Consider the following 16,107-nt stretch of genomic DNA (forward strand, 5'->3'; position numbering starts at 1 on the left):
ATCCGCCGCCGGCCGGAACACCAATGCCCGGGACAATTGGCGGATAACGCCGTAGGCGTTATGCGCCCTACGTTGGAAGGGGTGGCGCAGGATGGGTTGAGCGAAGCGATACCCATCCTGCAAAGAGCACCTCGGCGCAAATCCACGGGCGAAAAAAAAGTGTTACCGGCAAGGCTGATAACACTTTTCCGCCAGCTGCGCGCAGCGTCAGGCGAGGCTCTTGCTCACCACCTCGTAGACGTCGCTGGACAGCTCGCCCGAGGCCAGGATGCGCTCCAGCTCGGCGCGCATCAGGCCCTGGCGCGCCGGGGCGTACTTGCGCCAGCGGGTCAGCGGCGCCAGCAGGCGCGAGGCGATCTGCGGGTTGAGCGCGTTGAGGGTGATCACCTGGTCGGCCACGAAGCGGTAGCCGGCCCCGTCGGCGCGGTGGAAGTTGACCAGGTTCTGGTTGGCGAAGGCGCCGATCAGCGCACGGATCTTGTTCGGGTTCTTCAGGGTGAAGGCCGGGTGGCCCATCAGCGCCTGCACGCGCTCCAGTCCGCCGGGCAGGGTGCAGCCGGCCTGCACGCTGAACCACTGGTCCATCACCAGCGGGTTGTCCTTGAAGTAGTCGGCGAACATTTCCAGGCCCTTGGCCTTCTCGTCGTCGTACGGCGAGTTGACCAGCACCGCCAGGGCGGTCAGGCGTTCGGTCATGTTGTCGCAGGACTCGTACTGCTCCAGGCAGGCCGCCAGCACCTCGTCGCCGCCCACCAGCATCAGGTAGGACAGCGCGATGTTCTGCAGGCTGCGCCGGGCGATGTGCTCGGCCTCGGCCACGTACGGGGTCTTGCGCGAGGTCTCGCGGTTGGCCTGGTAACGCTGCCACAGCGGCTCGCGCAGGGCCTCGGCGATGCGCTTGCGGGCGAACTCGCGGGCGGCGTGGATGGCCTCGACGTCGGCCACCTCGCTCAGCTCGGTGAGGTAGGCCTCGCTGGGCAGCGAGAGCATCTCGGCGACCATCGCCTGGTCCAGCGCGTTGTCCTGCAGCAGGGTGTGGAAGGCGCTGAGCAGGCGCTCGTCGAGCACCAGTGGCTCGCCGCGCTGGTGCTGGCCGATCAGCTCCTGGAGCACCTGCACCGAGAGCTGCTGGCCGGCTTCCCAGCGGTTGAAGCCGTCCTCGTCGTACTGCATGAGGAACATCAGCTGGTCGCGGTCGTAGGGGAAGCTCAGCTTCACCGGCGCGGAGAAGCCGCGCAGCAACGAGGGCAGCGGCTTATCGGCCAGGCCGACGAAGGTGAAGGACTGCTCCGCCTCGGTCACCTGCAGCACGCGGTTGCTGCCGTGGGCATGCTCCTCGCCGGCCAGGCGCAGCGACAGCGGGTTGCCCAGGGCGTCGAGCAGGCCCATTTCCACCGGGATGACGAAGGGCTGCTTGACCTGCTGGCCCGGGGACGGCGGGCAGCTCTGGCGGAAGGTCAGGGTGTAGCTCTGCGCCGCCGCGTCGTAGCTTTCCTCCACCGCCAGGCGCGGGGTGCCGGACTGGCTGTACCAGCGCTTGAACTGCGTCAGGTCGACGCCGTTGGCGTCTTCCATGGCCTTGACGAAGTCGTCGCAGGTCACCGCCTGGCCGTCATGGCGCTCGAAGTACAGGTCGGTGCCCTTGCGGAAGCCCTCGGCGCCGAGCAGGGTGTGGATCATCCGCACCACTTCCGAGCCCTTCTCGTAGACGGTCAGGGTGTAGAAGTTGGAAATCTCGATGAACGAGTCCGGGCGCACCGGGTGGGCCATGGGGCCGGCGTCCTCGGCGAACTGGTTGGTGCGCAGGAAGGCCACGTCCTCCACGCGCTTGACGGTGCGCGAGTTCATGTCGGCGGAGAACTCGCTGTCGCGGAACACGGTGAAGCCTTCCTTGAGCGACAGCTGGAACCAGTCGCGGCAGGTCACGCGGTTGCCCGACCAGTTGTGGAAGTACTCGTGGGCCACCACGCCCTCGACGCGCTGGTGCGCGGCGTCGGTGGCGGTCTCGGCCCTGGCCAGCACGCAACTGGAGTTGAAGATGTTGAGCCCCTTGTTCTCCATGGCGCCCATGTTGAAGTCGTTGACCGCGACGATCATGAAGATGTCCAGGTCGTACTCGCGGCCGTAGACCTTCTCGTCCCAGCGCATGGCCTTCTTCAGGCTGTCCATGGCGTGCTGGCACTTGTCGATGTTCTCCGGCTCGACGTAGATGCGCAGGGCGACCTCGCGCTCGCTCAGGGTGGTGTAGGTGTCTTCCACCGCCCAGAGGTCGCCGGCGACCAGGGCGAACAGGTAGGCCGGCTTCCTGAACGGGTCCTGCCAGGTGGCCCAGTGCCGCCCGTCCTCTTCCGAGCCGCTGGCCACCGGGTTGCCGTTGGACAGCAGCACCGGGTACCTGTGCTGCTCGGCCGAGACGGTGGTGGTGAAGCTGCTCATCACGTCCGGGCGGTCGAGGTAGTAGGTGATCTTGCGGAAGCCCTCGGCCTCGCACTGGGTGCAGAACATCTTGCCGGACTTGTACAGGCCTTCCAGCGCGGTGTTGCTCTCCGGGTGGATGCGCACCGTGCTGTCGACGGTGAACTGCCGGGCGGTGGGCTGCAGGGTCAGGTGGTTCTCGTCCAGCTGGTAGTCGCCCTCCTCCAGCACCCGGTCGTCCAGGGCCACCCACTGCAGCTCCAGCTGCTGGCCGTCGAGCACCAGCGGCGGCAGGCCCTCGCCGCGCTCGGGGTTGCGGCGCATGACCAGTTGCGCGTGGACCAGGGTGTGGTCCTCGTACAGTTCGAAGGTCAGGTTGGTCTCGTCGATCAGGTACTCGGGCGCCTGGTAATCCTTGAGGTAGATGACTTTCGGTTGATCAGTGCGCATGGTGGCCCTCCGGGCAGCTGCAAGCTCCAGGCTTCACGCTGCAGGTTCGTTGTTCGCCGGCTCAGCTTGCCGCTTGAGGCTCATAGCTGATAGCCAGCTGATAAGCTGTGTACTTACGGATATTGATGACGCCGGTGTCGAAGATCAGGTACTGGCCCTTGATGCCTTGCAGGGTACCCTCCACCACCGGCGTCTTGTCCAGATCGAAGCTGGTGATCTTGGCCAGGTAGGCCTCCACCGGGTAGCGGATCTCGATCGGTTCGAGGTCGGTCACCGGCTGGATCGCCTGCAGGCCGAAGCGCTGTTGCAGCTCGCGCAAGCCCTCGGCGCAGTGGTCGAACAGCTGCTCGCGAATGGCCGCCAGGTCCAGCGGCTCGGCCTCGCCCTTGAGCAGGGCGCGCCAGTTGGTGCGGTCGGCCACCTGGCTGCGCAGCAGGTCCTCGACCAGCCCGGACTGCTGGCGCGTGGCCACGCGCAGGATCGGCAGCGCCTGGCGCGCGCCCTGGTCGATCCAGCGGGTCGGCACCTGGGTGGCGCGGGTGATGCCCACCTTCACCCCCGAGGAGTTGGCCAGGTAGACCACGTGGTCGGTCATGCAGAAGCGCTCGCCCCACGCCGGCTCGCGGCAGGTGCCATCGTCGTAGTGGCACTTTTCCGGGCTGACGATGCAGCTGTCGCATTGCGCCAGCTTGGTGAAGCAGGGGTAGCAGTAGCCCTGGCTGAAGCTTTTCTTCGTCTTGCGCCCGCAATGGCAGCAGAAGATCGCGCCCAGGTACTCCAGGCGCACCGTCCTGCCGATCAGCGGGTTGACCGCCAGCTCCTCGTCGCCGAGGCGGAAGGCGTACTGCACGGGGCTTTCCAGGCGCGCCGACATCTTGCTCAGGGCGCCGCGTCCAAGCTCTTCCATCAAAACCCGGCCATCAGTGCAGCGAATTGGACGAGAAGAGGATGTTGGGGATCGGCTCGGCGTGGGACTCGCACGCCTGCGGGCCCATGTAGCCGGTGCGCTGGTCTTCGGGCAGGTTCTGCAGCTCCCAGGCGATCATCGCCTGCAGGCACAGTTCCTTCTGCTCCTGGGTGAGCTTGCGGCCGTCCGGCCACTTGCCGATCTCCACGGCGAGCTTGAGGCCCTCGTAGATTTCCGGGGTGATGTTCTCGATGGTTTCGGCGAAGGACGACATGGGGCCGGCTCCTGCTGGGGGCAAAACCGGCATTCTACCGGGCCCGGCGCTTCGGCGCACGGGCACAGGTCAGGTGGTGGGTTCGCGAGCAAGCTCGCTCCTACGAAAAGCGGTGCTCCCTGCAGGAGCGAGCTTGCTCGCGAACCTCTAGGCGCCGCGCCCGCGCGCCAGCAGCCCGCCCAGCGCGCCGGTCAGGCAGCCGATCACCAGCCCGCCGACGTGGGCGCCGTTGGCGATGGAGCCGAAGCCCAGCAGGTCGATGACGCCGGACAGGCACACCAGCAGCCAGATCAGCATCATCGCCACTACGCCCCTGGGCAGGCGGTAGGCCGGGGTCGGCGCCAGCAGCTGGAAGATCCAGCAGTGCCCGAGCAGGCCGTAGAGCACCCCGGACAGGCCGCCGAACAGGCTCGGCCCGGAAGCCAGGTACTGCACGACGTTGGACACTAGGCCGAAGCCCAGGCTCAGGCCCAGCAGCAGGATGCCGCCCTGGCGGTACTCGATGCGCCGGCCCAGCTCCCAGTACCACATGGCGTTCATCGCCAGGTGCAGCCAGCCGAAGTGGATCAGCATGGGCGTGAACAGGCGCCACCACTGCCCCGCCGCCAGGCCGTCGGCCAGCGGCTGGAACATCACCCGGTCGCTGCCGACCAGCTGGAAGTCCTGGAAGGTGAACCAGCGCAGGGTGTCCGGGTTGCCGCCAAGCAACGTCAGGGCGGCGACCACGAAGGTCACCAGCAGCACCGCGGCGGTCACCTTGCTGGCCCGGACCTGGGCCAGGAAACCCGGCCCGCGGCGCCGTGGCTGGGCCGTGGCGGCCAGCTCGGGGTCGCCCTGGGGGTAGCGCCGGTAGAGGTCACGCACCTGCTCGGCGAGGCTTTCGTCCGGCACCCAGAGCACCTGTTCGCCGGCCTCCTCGCTGACCCGGAAGGGTACGTTCAGGCGCTGCAGCAGGCCGACGAAACCGGCGAGGTCCGCCGCCAGGGGCAGGCGCATGGCTACTACCGCACTCACTCATCCTCTCCCGGACGCTTCACGTCCACCCAGACGAACTTGTCGCGCTGCAGGCGCGTCTCCTGGTCCAGCCGGTAGGCCACCAGCTTGCCGTACATGACCGCGCTGTAGTCCAGGCAGGCCAGGTTCGGGCGGATCGGCGCCGGCGTGCCGCTGCGCCAGTAGTGGCCGACGAACAGCAGCGGCTGGTCGGCGCCGTAGCTCAGCAGGCTGGACTTCTGCTCGGCGCTCAGGCGCTCGGCGGCCACCTCGTCGGGCAGCGCGTCAGGCTGGAAGACGATATCGCCGTAGGTCTCCGGCTCGCGGTCCTCCTCCCAGAACTTGGTGCGGAAGAAGGCCCGGGTGAAGCCGTCGCTGCCGGTCAGCGTCATGCCGTGGGGCAGGCGCATGTCGGTGCCGCGCAGCAGCCGGTTGCACACCTGGTAGGCGAAGCTGCCGTGCGCGGCGGAAGCCTGGACGAAGGCCTCGTCGATGCGCCCGTCGGGGAACTGCCGGCGCAGCGAGTCGATCAGCCCGTTGTCCCAGCAGGCATGGACCATGCGGAAGCGCCCGGCGTCGAGGAACAGCGGCAGCTGCTGGAACCAGCCGAGGAAATCGCGCCAGTCGCCGGGGTGGCCCTCGAACTGGTCGAGGGTCTCCTGGATCAGCCGCGCGTGCCGCGGGGTGTGCTCGCGCACGTACTGGCGGCCGCTGCCCGGCGCCGCCGGGGTGGACCAGCCGAGCAGGTTGAATTCGTGGTTGCCCATGATGCACAGGGCCTCGCCGGCGGCGACCATGTCGTGCACCCGGTGCAGGGCCTCGCGGATGCGCGGGCCGCGGTCGACGATGTCGCCGAGGAACAGCGCCTGGCGCCGCGGGTGGCGCCACACGCCGCCGTGCAACTGGTAGCCCAGCTGCTCCAGCAGGCGGTCGAGGGTGTGCGCACAGCCGTGGACGTCGCCGATCAGGTCGTAGCCACGGCCCGGGTCGAGTTCGCTCACTCGGCGCTCCCCAGGCGGCTGCCCCAGCCGAGCTTGGTCCGGCAGACCTCGTAGTAGTTGTGGTCGATCGGGTGGATCAGGCGCAGCTTCTGCGGCTTCTTGCTCACCGTGACCATGTCGCCCGGCGCGCAGGTGAAGTGGTTCTGCCCGTCGCAGGAGACCTGCGGGTAGATCTGCATGTTCGGCGACACCACGATCTTCAGCTCGCTGTTGCCGTCGACCACGATGGGCCGGCTGGACAGGGTGTGCGGGTACATGGGCACGATGACGATGGCGTCCAGCTTCGGGTGCATGATCGGCCCGCCAGCGGACAGCGAGTAGGCGGTGGAGCCGGTGGGCGTGGCGACGATCAGGCCGTCGGCCTTCTGGCTGCAGACGAACTGGCCGTCGATGTGCAGTTCGAACTCGATCATCCGCGTCGACTTGCCGGGGTGCAGCACCACGTCGTTGAGCGCGTCGCCCTGGCCGATGGACTCGCCGTGGCGGCGCACCTGGGCGTCGAGCAGGAAGCGGCTCTCGACGATGTACTGGCCGCCGAGCACCTCGGCCACCTTGGTCTCCAGCTCGTCCGGGCGGATGTCGGTGAGGAAGCCCAGGCTGCCGCGGTTGATGCCCAGCACCGGCACCTTGTGCCGGGCCAGCGCGCGCGCCGCGCCGAGCATGCTGCCGTCGCCGCCGACGACGATCACCAGGTCGCAGATCTCGCCCATGATCTTCCGCGAGCAGGTCTGCAGGCCGTGGCCGGGCAGCACTTCGGCGATGGTGTCCTCGAGGATCACGTGCAGGTGCCGCTCGGTCAGGAAGCGCTTCAGCCGACGGATGGTTTCCAGCACCTGGGTGCTGCCGAGGCGGCCGATGATGCCGATATTGCGAAAGGATTCCATGAGACTCCAGGCGGCGGTGCGAGCGGGAATGACGGAATTATGGGGGAAACCCCCGAACAGCGGCAAACCCGCGCGGCAGCGCGGGCGTTCGGCTAGGCTGCACAAATGAAGCCGACCGCCCATCTGCTCGAAGAGCTGCTAGCCGAACTGCGCCAACCCGCGGTGCGCGACCTCGCCTGGACCCTGCTCGCCGAACCCCTGCTGGATGCCGGCCCCCTGCCCCTGCGCCATCCGCTGGCGGCGAGCCGCTGGCTGGCCGAGCCACGGCTTCTGGAAGACTGGCTGCGCGCGCAGGAAAGCGACAGCGAGGCGCTGCGGGCCTGGCTGCAGCGTTCGCCACAGCAACGCCTGGGGCGCTACTACGAGCGCCTCTGGCAGTTCGCCCTGCAGCAGGCCCCCGACCTGCGCCTGCTCGGCGCCAACCTGGCGGTGCGCGACAACGGCCACACCCTGGGCGAGCTGGACCTGCTACTGGAAGACGACGACGGCCTGCACCATTTCGAGCTGGCCATCAAGCTCTACCTGGGCCCCAGCCGCGAAGGCCCGGAGGACTGGCTGGGCCCCGGCGCCGAGGACCGCCTGGCGAACAAGCTGCGCCACCTGCGCGAGCACCAGCTGCCGCTCTCCTCCAGCCCGCACGGCCGCGCGCTGGTCGCCGGTTTCAGCCAGGCCCCGGTGCAAGCCGCGCTCTGGCTGGGCGGCTACCTGTTCTACCCCTGGCCCGGCGAGTGCCCGGCGCCGGAAGGCGCCAACCCCGAGCACCTCGGCGGTTCCTGGCTGCACCGCCGCCACTGGCCCCTGTACCGCGCCCAGGGCGCGGGCCGCTGGCAGCCGCTGCCACGCGGCGAATGGCTGGCCCCGGCTCGCAAGGCCGACGACGAGAGCTGGACGCCGGAACGCTTCGACGCCTGGCTGGCGCAACTGCCGGCGGACGCCTTTCCCCAACTGCTGGTGCGCCTGGAGCAGGACCGGGGCGAATGGCACGAGGCCGAGCGGCTGTTCCTGGTCGGGGACCAGTGGCCAAGGGTGCATAACGGGTATTCCCATTGAGAGGAGCATGGCTCGCTCCTACGAAGAGCAGCGCGGCGCGGTCGGCAAGACAGTCGCGCCTACGTCCGTGCCCTCCAGAAACCGTAGGGCGCATAACCGTTCGCGGTTATCCGCCGTCGGCCCGAGCGCCATGGCCATATGGGTGCCAGATGAGCCGTCCGATCGGCGGATAACGCTTCGCGTTATTCGCCCTACGCGTTCGCCGTGGGGTACGGCACATACCTGTAGGAGCGGGCCCTGCCCGCGATTTCGCACGCAGGGGAATGACGTCGGTATGCCCGGCCGGCGCGGACGAATGCCCTAGCGCAATCGCCGCAAGCGCTCTTCCATCGCCCGCCGCCCCTGCAGGCCACCGCTGTGCACGGCGATCAACCGGCTGCCAGGAGGCACACGGCCGGCGCGTACTTCGTCATGGAGGGCCAGCAGCAGCTTGCCGGTGTACAACGGCTCCAGCGGCACGCCGGTCGCCGCCTCGAAGTCGGCCATGAACCGCGCCAGCCCGGCGTCCACCTTGCCGAAACCGCCGCGGCTGGCGTCCAGCAGGCGATAGCCGGCGTCTTCGCGCCCCGCCTCGGCCAGCAGGCGCGACAGCATGGCTTCCACGCCATGGCCGGGCGGCACCGCCAGGGCGCCGGTCACCGGGTGCGCACCCTGCTCGCCCAGCACCAGCCCGGCCAGGGTGGTGCCGGTGCCACAGGCGGCCCAGAGCTGGTCGTAGCCGTTCCAGCCGATGCCCGGCAGTTGCCCGGGCAACTGCGCCACCAGCGGCGCGCAGCCCAGCGCGCCAGGCAAGCCGCCGCCGCCCTCGTCCACCGCCAGCAGGCGTGGGTAGCGTTCGCGCCAGGTATCCCAGAAGCCTTCGGCATGGCGCTCGCGGTAGCCGGCGTAGCCGAGCCAGTGCAGTTGCATGCCCCAGGCGCGCAGGTCGCGCACCGTGGGCGTGTCCTGCTCGTTGCCGCGCAGCAGGCCGACGCTGGCGAAGCCGAAGCGCTGGCCGGCGGCGGCCAGGGCGTGCAGGTGGTTGGAATGGGCGCCGCCGAGGCTGATCAGGCCGTCCAGGCCCTGCTCGGCGGCCTGGCGCAGGTAGGGCGCCAGCTTGAACCACTTGTTGCCGGACACCCGCTCGTCGACCTGGTCCAGGCGCAACAGGGCCAGCTCGACGCCGGCCCGCTCCAGCCAGTCGAGGCGCACCTGTTGCAGCGGGGGTAACGGGCGCCAGTCGGGAAATCGCAGGGCGGCCACCTAGCCCGCGGTCACGCCGCGCAGACCGCCGCTGGTCTTGTGCCGGGCGCAGCAGTTGCTGTCGCCGTCGACGAAACGGCCGGGGGTATCCACCCGGTCGACCGGCAGCGCGCAACGTTCGCCGTTGGACAGGTGGCCGTCGCAGGTCGGCTGCTGGTAGTGGGCCAGCCACTGGCGATACTGGGCTTCGGAGACGAAGCATTTGGCGGCGGCGTAGGCCATGGGGTTTTCCTGGTAGCGCGGGATGTCCTGCAGGGGAATGGTCAGGTGCCCGGCGCCGGGATGATAGACGACGAAGATCACCCCGAGCGAGGTCAGCTTCTCCAGCAGCGCATCGCTCTCCGCCCGCGCCGCCTGGGCGGCCAGCTCGCGGCGCAGGGCCTCGTTGTCCTGCTGCAGCTGGCGGTCCAGCTCGCTGCGGTAGCTCAGCTCGGCGTCGCGCACCGCCAGCTGTTCCTTGTACTGGGCGATCACCGCCGCGACCTTGGCATCGGCCTCGCCTTCGAATTGCGCGCGCAGCTCCTCCAGCTCCACGCGCCCCTGCTGCTCGATGCTGCGCAGTTGCGCGGTCAGCTCCTCGCGGCCGCGCTGGAAGCCGTCCACCCGCTCGTCCAGCTCGCGGCGCAGGCCGGCGTTGATCTCTTCCTCGCGCTTGAGCCCCTCGCGCAGCGCAGCCAGCTCGGCCTGCAGCACCTTGACCTGTTCCTCGGCGCCCAGGCGCAGGCGCTGCAGTTCCTGCTCGTGCTGCTGGCTCAGGCTGGACAGGCGCGAGGCCTGCTGGCCGAGCAGCTCGGCGGTCTTCTGCCGCTGTTCCTCGAGCATCGCCTGGGCCAGCTTCTCGGCCTGCTCCCGCGGGTCTTCCGCCGGCGCCGCGTACCACTGGTGCTCGGCGGCGACCTTCAGGCGCTGCGGCTCGACGGCGACGGGCTCTTCCTCGACCAGCAGGCCGAGGTGGTTGCGGCGGATGGCGTCGCGCAACATCACCAGGTGGTTGTTGCCCGTCACCAGGCTCGGGTCCCACAGGTGCATCTGGTGCCAGGACACCGGGCACTGGCTGCGGCAGGCCAGGCGGATGGGCCCGGCGCCCATGTCCGGGCCGCGCCCGGCGCGGTCGGCGAGCTGGCGCAGCGGCAGGTTCCAGCCGCGGTCGGCCTCGCCGTTGTCGTCGAAATCCAGGTAGAAGAACACCGCCGCCTTGACCTGCAGGCGCGCGTTGATCAGCACGTAGGCCAGGCGCATCTGCCGGTCGGCGTATTCGTGCATCTGCACGACGTTGTCGAGCAGGGCCTCGAATTCGGGATAGAGCATCTGCTTGCAGATGCCTCGCTCATCGAAGAAGGCCACGGCCTCGACCATCTGAGGCTTCTTCTGCAGGCTCATGACGGGACCTCTGGACTGTCGCGAACAGGGTTGGGCCCGCAGAGGGGCCGGCGGCCGGGCCTCGAGCGCACCGGTGCCGGGGCAAGTCTAGGGGAAATGGTGACGCAGGCAATGTGACTGGGTTGGCAGTCGCTCGGCCGTTCGTAAGAAAGCGACGTACGACAGACGGAAAACTGTGACGGGTTCCGCCCTTTGCCGCCCGGACAGCGCGTCCGGGCGGCAGGGACGGTGGATCAGAGTTCTGCGGCCAGGCGCGAGCCCTGGTTGATGGCGCGCTTGGCGTCCAGCTCGGCGGCCACGTCGGCGCCGCCGATCAGGTGCACCTTCTGCCCGGCGGCGACCAGGCCGTCGTGCAGCTCGCGCAGCGGCTCCTGGCCGGCGCAGACGACCACGGTATCCACCGGCAGCACCTGCGGCTCGCCTTCTTCGCCGATGCGGATGTGCAGGCCGGCGTCATCGACCTTGAGGTACTCGACGCTGTTGAGCATCTGCACCCGCTTGTTCTTCAGCCCGGTGCGGTGGATCCAGCCGGTGGTCTTGCCCAGGCCGTCGCCGACCTTGGACTTCTTGCGCTGCAGCAGGAACACCTGGCGCGCCGCGGCATGCGGGTGCGGCTGGATGCCGGCGACGCCGCCGCGGGCCTCCAGGGCCTCGTCGATGCCCCACTCCTTCCAGAAGGCATGGCGGTCCAGGCTGGTGGACTCGCCGTCGTGGGTGATGTACTCGGAAACGTCGAAGCCGATGCCGCCGGCGCCGATCACCGCCACCTTCCGCCCCACCGGCTTGCGTTCGAGGATGGCGTCCAGGTAGCTGATCACCTTCGGGCTGTCGATGCCGGGGATGGCCGGGGTGCGCGGGACGATGCCGGTGGCCAGGAGGATCTCGTCGAAGCCGCCCTTGGCCAGGTCGTCGACCGACACGCGGGTGTTCAGGCGCACGTCGACGCCGGTGGTCTCCAGCTTGCGCTTGAAGTAGCGCAGGGTCTCGTAGAACTCTTCCTTGCCCGGCACGCGCTTGGCCACGTTGAACTGCCCGCCGATCTCGCCGGCGGCGTCGAACAGGGTCACCTGGTGGCCACGCTCGGCGGCCACGGTGGCGGCGGCCAGGCCGGCCGGGCCGGCGCCCACCACGGCGATCTTCTTCACGTGGGTGGTGGGGATGTAGTTCAGCTCGGTCTCGTGGCAGGCGCGCGGGTTGACCAGGCAGCTGGTCAGCTTGCCGCCGAAGGTGTGGTCCAGGCACGCCTGGTTGCAGCCGATGCAGGTGTTGATCTCGTCCGCGCGGCCTTCGGCGGCCTTGTTGACGAAGTCCGGGTCGGCGAGGAACGGCCGGGCCATGGAGACCATGTCGGCGTCGCCCTCGGCCAGCACCTGCTCGGCTACCTCCGGGGTATTGATGCGGTTGGTGGTGCACAGCGGGATACCCACCTCGCCGCGCAGCTTGGCGGTGACCTTGGTGAAGGCTGCGCGCGGCACCTTGGTGGCGATGGTCGGGATGCGCGCCTCGTGCCAGCCGATGCCGGTATTGATGATGGTCGCGCCGGCCTTTTCGATGGCCTTGGCCAGCAGGACGATCTCGTCCCAGGTGCTGCCGCCCTCCACCAGGTCGAGCATCGACAGGCGGTAGATGATGATGAAGTTCGGCCCCACCGCCTCGCGCACGCGGCGGACGATCTCCACCGGCAAGCGCATGCGGTTCTCGTAGCTGCCGCCCCAGCGGTCGGTGCGCTGGTTGGTGTGGGCGACCAGGAACTGGTTGATGAAGTAGCCTTCCGAACCCATGATCTCGACGCCGTCGTACCCGGCCTGCTGGGCCAGCACGGAGCAGGTGACGAAGTCCTGGATCTGCTTCTGGATGCCTTCCTCGTCCAGCTCGCGCGGCTTGAACGGGTTGATCGGCGCCTGGATGGCGCTGGGCGCCACGGATTTCGGACTGTAGGCGTAGCGCCCGGCGTGGAGGATCTGCATGCAGATCTTGCCGCCGGCCTCGTGCACCGCCTGGGTGACGACCTTGTGCTTCTCGGCTTCCTCGACGGTGGTCAGCTTGGCCGCGCCGGCGTACACGCCGCCTTCCTCGTTCGGGCCGATGCCGCCGGTGACCATCAGGCCGACGCCGCCGCGGGCGCGCTCGGCGAAGTAGGCGGCCATGCGCTCGAAGCCGTTCGGCTTCTCTTCCAGGCCGGTGTGCATCGAGCCCATCAGGGTGCGGTTGCGCAGGGTGGTGAAGCCCAGGTCCAGGGGCGCGAGCAGGTGCGGGTAGCGGGCGGCGGTCATGATTCCTCCACATCGGGCATGGTTGCCGGGGCCTCGGACGGGCCACGGTCGGTATGGGGCAGACTCTAAGCAGCGCCCGGGGCGCGCTCAATGACCGGAAATGACAACTTACTGATCGAAGATGACAGCACGGCTTGGCAAGCCGGCGCCGCTCCCCTACCCTGGCAGCCAGTCCCGGAGCCCTGCATGCGCAAGCTGACATTCCTCATCCTGGTCACCCTCTTCGCCGCCTACGCCGGCTGGGCCGAGCGCCGCCCGGTGGGCCACTACCTGTCCGACCTGCGCAGCCAGGTGGTGCTGAACCAGGGCGCGCCCTCCGAACGCGGCAACCTGCTCGGCGTGCAGCCGGAGCTCTACGCCGCCGACTACCAGAACGTCGAGCGCCTGCGCCTGAAGCTTGCGGCCTACCTGGAGAAGGCCCGCAGCGAGGGCCTGCTCGGCCCGCGCACGGTGGTGGTGTTCCCCGAGCACATCGGCACCTGGCTGGTGGCCGCCGGCGAGAAACCCGAGGTCTACCAGGCGCAGCACCTGGCCGAGGCCATGAAGTGGATGGCCGTCAGCAACCCGGTGAAGCTGGCCCGCGGCTGGCTCATCGCCAAGGGTCGCGACCGCTTCACCGACGCCCTGTTCCGCATGAAGGCGGTGGACATGGCCCACGACTACCAGACGCTGTTCGGCGGCCTGGCCCGGCAGTTCGGCGTGACCCTGGTGGCCGGCTCCATCGTCCTGCCCAACCCCAAGGTGGAGGACGGCGTGCTGGTCACCGGCAACGGCAGCCTGTACAACGCCAGCCTGGTGTTCGGCAGCGACGGCAAGCCCCTGGGCCAGCCGCAGCGCAAGGTCTTCCCCATCGACGACGAGAAGCCTTTCATCCGCGCCGGCCACAGCGACAACCTGCAGGTGCTGCAGACCCCCGCCGGGCGCCTGGGCGTGCTGATCTGCGCCGACGCCTGGTACCCGATCAACTACGCGGTGCTGGCCTCGGAAAAGGTCGAGCTGCTGGCGGTGCCCGCCTTCCTCACCGGCAACGGCCAGTGGCAGCGGCCCTGGCGCGGCTACAACGGCGCGCGCACGCCTTCCGACGTGCAGCTCAAGCCCGGCGCGCTGAGCGAAGGCGAGGCCTGGCAGCAGTTGGCCCTCGGCGGACGCCTGGCCGCCAGCGGCGCCCAGGCCGGCATCGCGGTGTTCCTGCGCGGGCAGTTGTGGGACCTGGGCAGCTCCGGCCCCGGCCTGGTGGTCGACCGCGGCGGCCAGCAGCTCGCCGAGGACGGCCCGGGCGCGCGCCTGATCAACCTCTGGCTGTGACCATGAAGCAACCGGGCATGCGGCTGGGCGACCTCTCCATAGGTTTCGTCCACGGCCTGGCCGACGCCCTGGAAGAGCGCGGCGTGCCGGCGCAGCCCCTGCTGCTGCAGTATGGCCTGGACGCGGCGCGCCTGGCCGAGCCCGGCGGACGCCTGTCGATCCCGCGCTACATGCGCCTGGGCCATGCCGCCATCCAGCTCAGCGGCGACCCCGCGCTGGGCCTGCGCATGGGCCAGTTCAGCCGCATCCAGCAGCTGGGCCTGGCCGGCGTCAGCGCCGCCCTGGCCCCCGACCTGCGCGCCGCCAGCCGCGCGCTGATCCGCTTCGAGCCGCTCTACGCGCAGAACTACCGCGGCCGCTCGAGCCTCGCCGAGGACGCCGGCGGCGCCTGGCTGAGCTTCTACTCCATCAGCCCCTACAACGCCTACAACCGCTTCGTGGTGGATTCGGTGCTGGCCGGCTGGCTCAGCTACCTCGGCCGCATCGCCGGGCAGGCGGTGCGCCCGCTGCGGGTGGAGATCGAGTACCCGGCGCCGGACTACGCGGCGCGCTACGAGGAATTCTTCAGCTGCCCGGTGGAGTTCGGCGCCGGCGCCAACCGCTTCCGCCTCGACCAGGCCACGCTCTCCCTCGGCAACCGCGAACATTGCCCGAGCACCTGGCGCCAGCTGCTGGAACTCTGCGAGAAGGAACTGGAGCAGTTGACGCGCACCCGCAGCCTGCGCGAACGCGTGGTGCAACTGCTGGGGCCGCTGCTCAACGGCCGCGAGCCGGACCTGGAGGAAGTCGCTGCGCGCCTCAAGCTGCCGACCTGGACGCTGCGTCGCAAGCTGGCCGAGGAAGGCACGCAGTTCCGCAGCATCCTCAACGAGACGCGCCGCGACCTGGCGATGATCTACATCCGCGACACGGACCTGGCCTTCGGCGAGATCGCCTACCTGCTCGGCTTCGCCTCGGCCGAGGCCTTCCAGCGCGCCTTCAAGCGCTGGAGCGGCCAGCCGCCGGGGGAATACCGCCGCACGCAGCGGCAGGCCGGCTGATCACATCTCGGTGGCGTCGTCCGTCGGCTCCGGCGGATCGCACTCGGCGCGGCGTGCTTCGAGCAGTTCTTCCTGGGTCGTCCATTGAAGGCAATGGGTCCAGCCTGGACGGCCCGGATGACCTCCGCATGACCGCGGGTTTTCCCGGCGCAACGAAAAAGCCCCCAGGCATGACTGCCTGAGGGCTTTGAATATGGCGCAGCGGACGGGACTCGAACCCGCGACCCCCGGCGTGACAGGCCGGTATTCTAACCGACTGAACTACCGCTGCGCGTCGGCTGGACTTGCGTCCAAGGGTGTTGCAGCCTTCCATCCTGCCTGTCGCTACGGAGCTTGCGCTCTACGTGGCGGCGAGTTCGGGGTAGTGAACTCCAGGAGGGGGAAGATGGCGCAGCGGACGGGACTCGAACCCGCGACCCCCGGCGTGACAGGCCGGTATTCTAACCGACTGAACTACCGCTGCGCGTAACTTGCGAGATGGTGGGTGATGACGGGATCGAACCGCCGACCCTCTGCTTGTAAGGCAGATGCTCTCCCAGCTGAGCTAATCACCCTTCGTCTCGAAGTGGGGCGCATTCTACCGGGGACGAATCCTAAGTCAATGCCCTGATTGAATTTTTTTTGGAATTTCGCGTTCGCAGAAACGCGAATGCACGGATCCCTGCGTAGGGCGCATGACGCCCACGGCGTTATCCGCCGTTTTTGTGTCGGGTTTCGGTAGCGGACAATCGCGGACAGAGTCCGCTCCTACGCCGCCCCGCCTCCCGCGCTCCTACAGTTCCAGGGAAGCTCGGACGTAGGAGCAACTGTCTCGCGGCCTGCGCCTAGTTGCTCTTCGTAGGAGCGAGCTTGCTCGCGAACCGCATGGCACCGCGTTTGTTCGCGAGCAAGCT

12 protein-coding genes and 3 tRNA genes are annotated in these 16,107 nt (G+C 68.9%); 3 read left to right on the forward strand and 12 right to left on the reverse strand.

Annotation, left to right across the window (positions count from 1 at the left end; genetic code table 11):
* Positions 1-207: 207 nt before the first annotated feature.
* The 6 genes from pepN to DK254_RS09045 all read right to left on the reverse strand — a co-directional run bounded on the left by pepN (position 208) and on the right by DK254_RS09045 (position 6,924).
* Positions 208-2,865 carry an aminopeptidase N gene (pepN, locus tag DK254_RS09020; protein ID WP_109933510.1) on the reverse strand — a complete coding sequence of 886 codons (2,658 nt, stop codon included), beginning with the start codon at positions 2,863-2,865 and terminating at the stop codon, positions 208-210.
* 61 nt (positions 2,866-2,926) lie between these two features.
* A complete protein-coding gene (locus tag DK254_RS09025; RefSeq protein ID WP_177412039.1) occupies positions 2,927-3,772 on the reverse strand; it encodes a DUF2797 domain-containing protein in 846 nt (281 codons plus the stop codon).
* Between the two features lie 13 nt (positions 3,773-3,785).
* Positions 3,786-4,046 carry a YeaC family protein gene (locus tag DK254_RS09030; protein ID WP_109933512.1) on the reverse strand — a complete coding sequence of 87 codons (261 nt, stop codon included), beginning with the start codon at positions 4,044-4,046 and terminating at the stop codon, positions 3,786-3,788.
* Positions 4,047-4,193: 147 nt separating this feature from the next.
* A complete protein-coding gene (locus DK254_RS09035) occupies positions 4,194-5,060 on the reverse strand; it encodes a rhomboid family intramembrane serine protease (RefSeq protein ID WP_109933513.1) in 867 nt (288 codons plus the stop codon).
* Positions 5,057-6,040, reverse strand: a complete 984-nt coding sequence (locus tag DK254_RS09040) for a metallophosphoesterase (protein WP_109933514.1) — start codon at positions 6,038-6,040, stop codon at positions 5,057-5,059. Before DK254_RS09040 ends, DK254_RS09035 begins: the two co-directional genes overlap by 4 nt.
* Positions 6,037-6,924 carry an NAD(+) kinase gene (locus tag DK254_RS09045; protein ID WP_089393754.1) on the reverse strand — a complete coding sequence of 296 codons (888 nt, stop codon included), beginning with the start codon at positions 6,922-6,924 and terminating at the stop codon, positions 6,037-6,039. Before DK254_RS09045 ends, DK254_RS09040 begins: the two co-directional genes overlap by 4 nt.
* Positions 6,925-7,029: 105 nt before the next feature.
* On the opposite strand from DK254_RS09045, the gene DK254_RS09050 reads away from it, so the two are divergent.
* The gene (locus DK254_RS09050; RefSeq protein WP_109933515.1) at positions 7,030-7,974 is read left to right on the forward strand and encodes a DUF1853 family protein; all 945 of its coding nucleotides are present in this window, start codon (positions 7,030-7,032) and stop codon (positions 7,972-7,974) included.
* A gap of 300 nt (positions 7,975-8,274) precedes the next feature.
* Here the strand turns inward: DK254_RS09050 and DK254_RS09055 are convergent, their stop codons facing one another.
* From DK254_RS09055 to DK254_RS09065, 3 genes are all read right to left on the reverse strand, one after another.
* Positions 8,275-9,174, reverse strand: a complete 900-nt coding sequence (locus DK254_RS09055; RefSeq protein WP_109933962.1) for a 1-aminocyclopropane-1-carboxylate deaminase/D-cysteine desulfhydrase — start codon at positions 9,172-9,174, stop codon at positions 8,275-8,277.
* A 42-nt stretch (positions 9,175-9,216) separates the two neighbouring features.
* Positions 9,217-10,596 carry a chromosome partitioning protein ParA gene (locus DK254_RS09060; RefSeq protein ID WP_109933516.1) on the reverse strand — a complete coding sequence of 460 codons (1,380 nt, stop codon included), beginning with the start codon at positions 10,594-10,596 and terminating at the stop codon, positions 9,217-9,219.
* Positions 10,597-10,829: 233 nt separating this feature from the next.
* Positions 10,830-12,869, reverse strand: coding sequence for an NADPH-dependent 2,4-dienoyl-CoA reductase (locus tag DK254_RS09065; protein ID WP_109933517.1), 2,040 nt, complete (start codon positions 12,867-12,869; stop codon positions 10,830-10,832).
* Between the two features lie 186 nt (positions 12,870-13,055).
* On the opposite strand from DK254_RS09065, the gene DK254_RS09070 reads away from it, so the two are divergent.
* Together DK254_RS09070 and DK254_RS09075 are read left to right on the forward strand one after the other, a co-directional pair.
* Complete coding sequence (locus tag DK254_RS09070) at positions 13,056-14,174, forward strand: carbon-nitrogen hydrolase family protein (protein WP_109933518.1); 1,119 nt, start codon at positions 13,056-13,058, stop codon at positions 14,172-14,174.
* Between the two features lie 2 nt (positions 14,175-14,176).
* Positions 14,177-15,214 (forward strand): AraC family transcriptional regulator, encoded by a 1,038-nt coding sequence (locus tag DK254_RS09075; RefSeq protein WP_109933519.1) that lies wholly within the window; start codon positions 14,177-14,179, stop codon positions 15,212-15,214.
* A 194-nt stretch (positions 15,215-15,408) separates the two neighbouring features.
* Here DK254_RS09075 and DK254_RS09080 read toward each other — a convergent pair.
* From DK254_RS09080 to DK254_RS09090, 3 genes are all read right to left on the reverse strand, one after another.
* Positions 15,409-15,485 (reverse strand) — tRNA-Asp (locus tag DK254_RS09080).
* A 115-nt stretch (positions 15,486-15,600) separates the two neighbouring features.
* A tRNA-Asp gene (locus DK254_RS09085) sits at positions 15,601-15,677 on the reverse strand.
* Positions 15,678-15,692: 15 nt separating this feature from the next.
* Positions 15,693-15,768, reverse strand: a tRNA-Val gene (locus DK254_RS09090).
* Positions 15,769-16,107 lie beyond the last annotated feature (339 nt).

Origin of the sequence: Pseudomonas sp. RW407 (assembly GCF_003176655.1) — a bacterium.
Taxonomy (GTDB): Bacteria; Pseudomonadota; Gammaproteobacteria; order Pseudomonadales; family Pseudomonadaceae; genus Pseudomonas; species Pseudomonas delhiensis.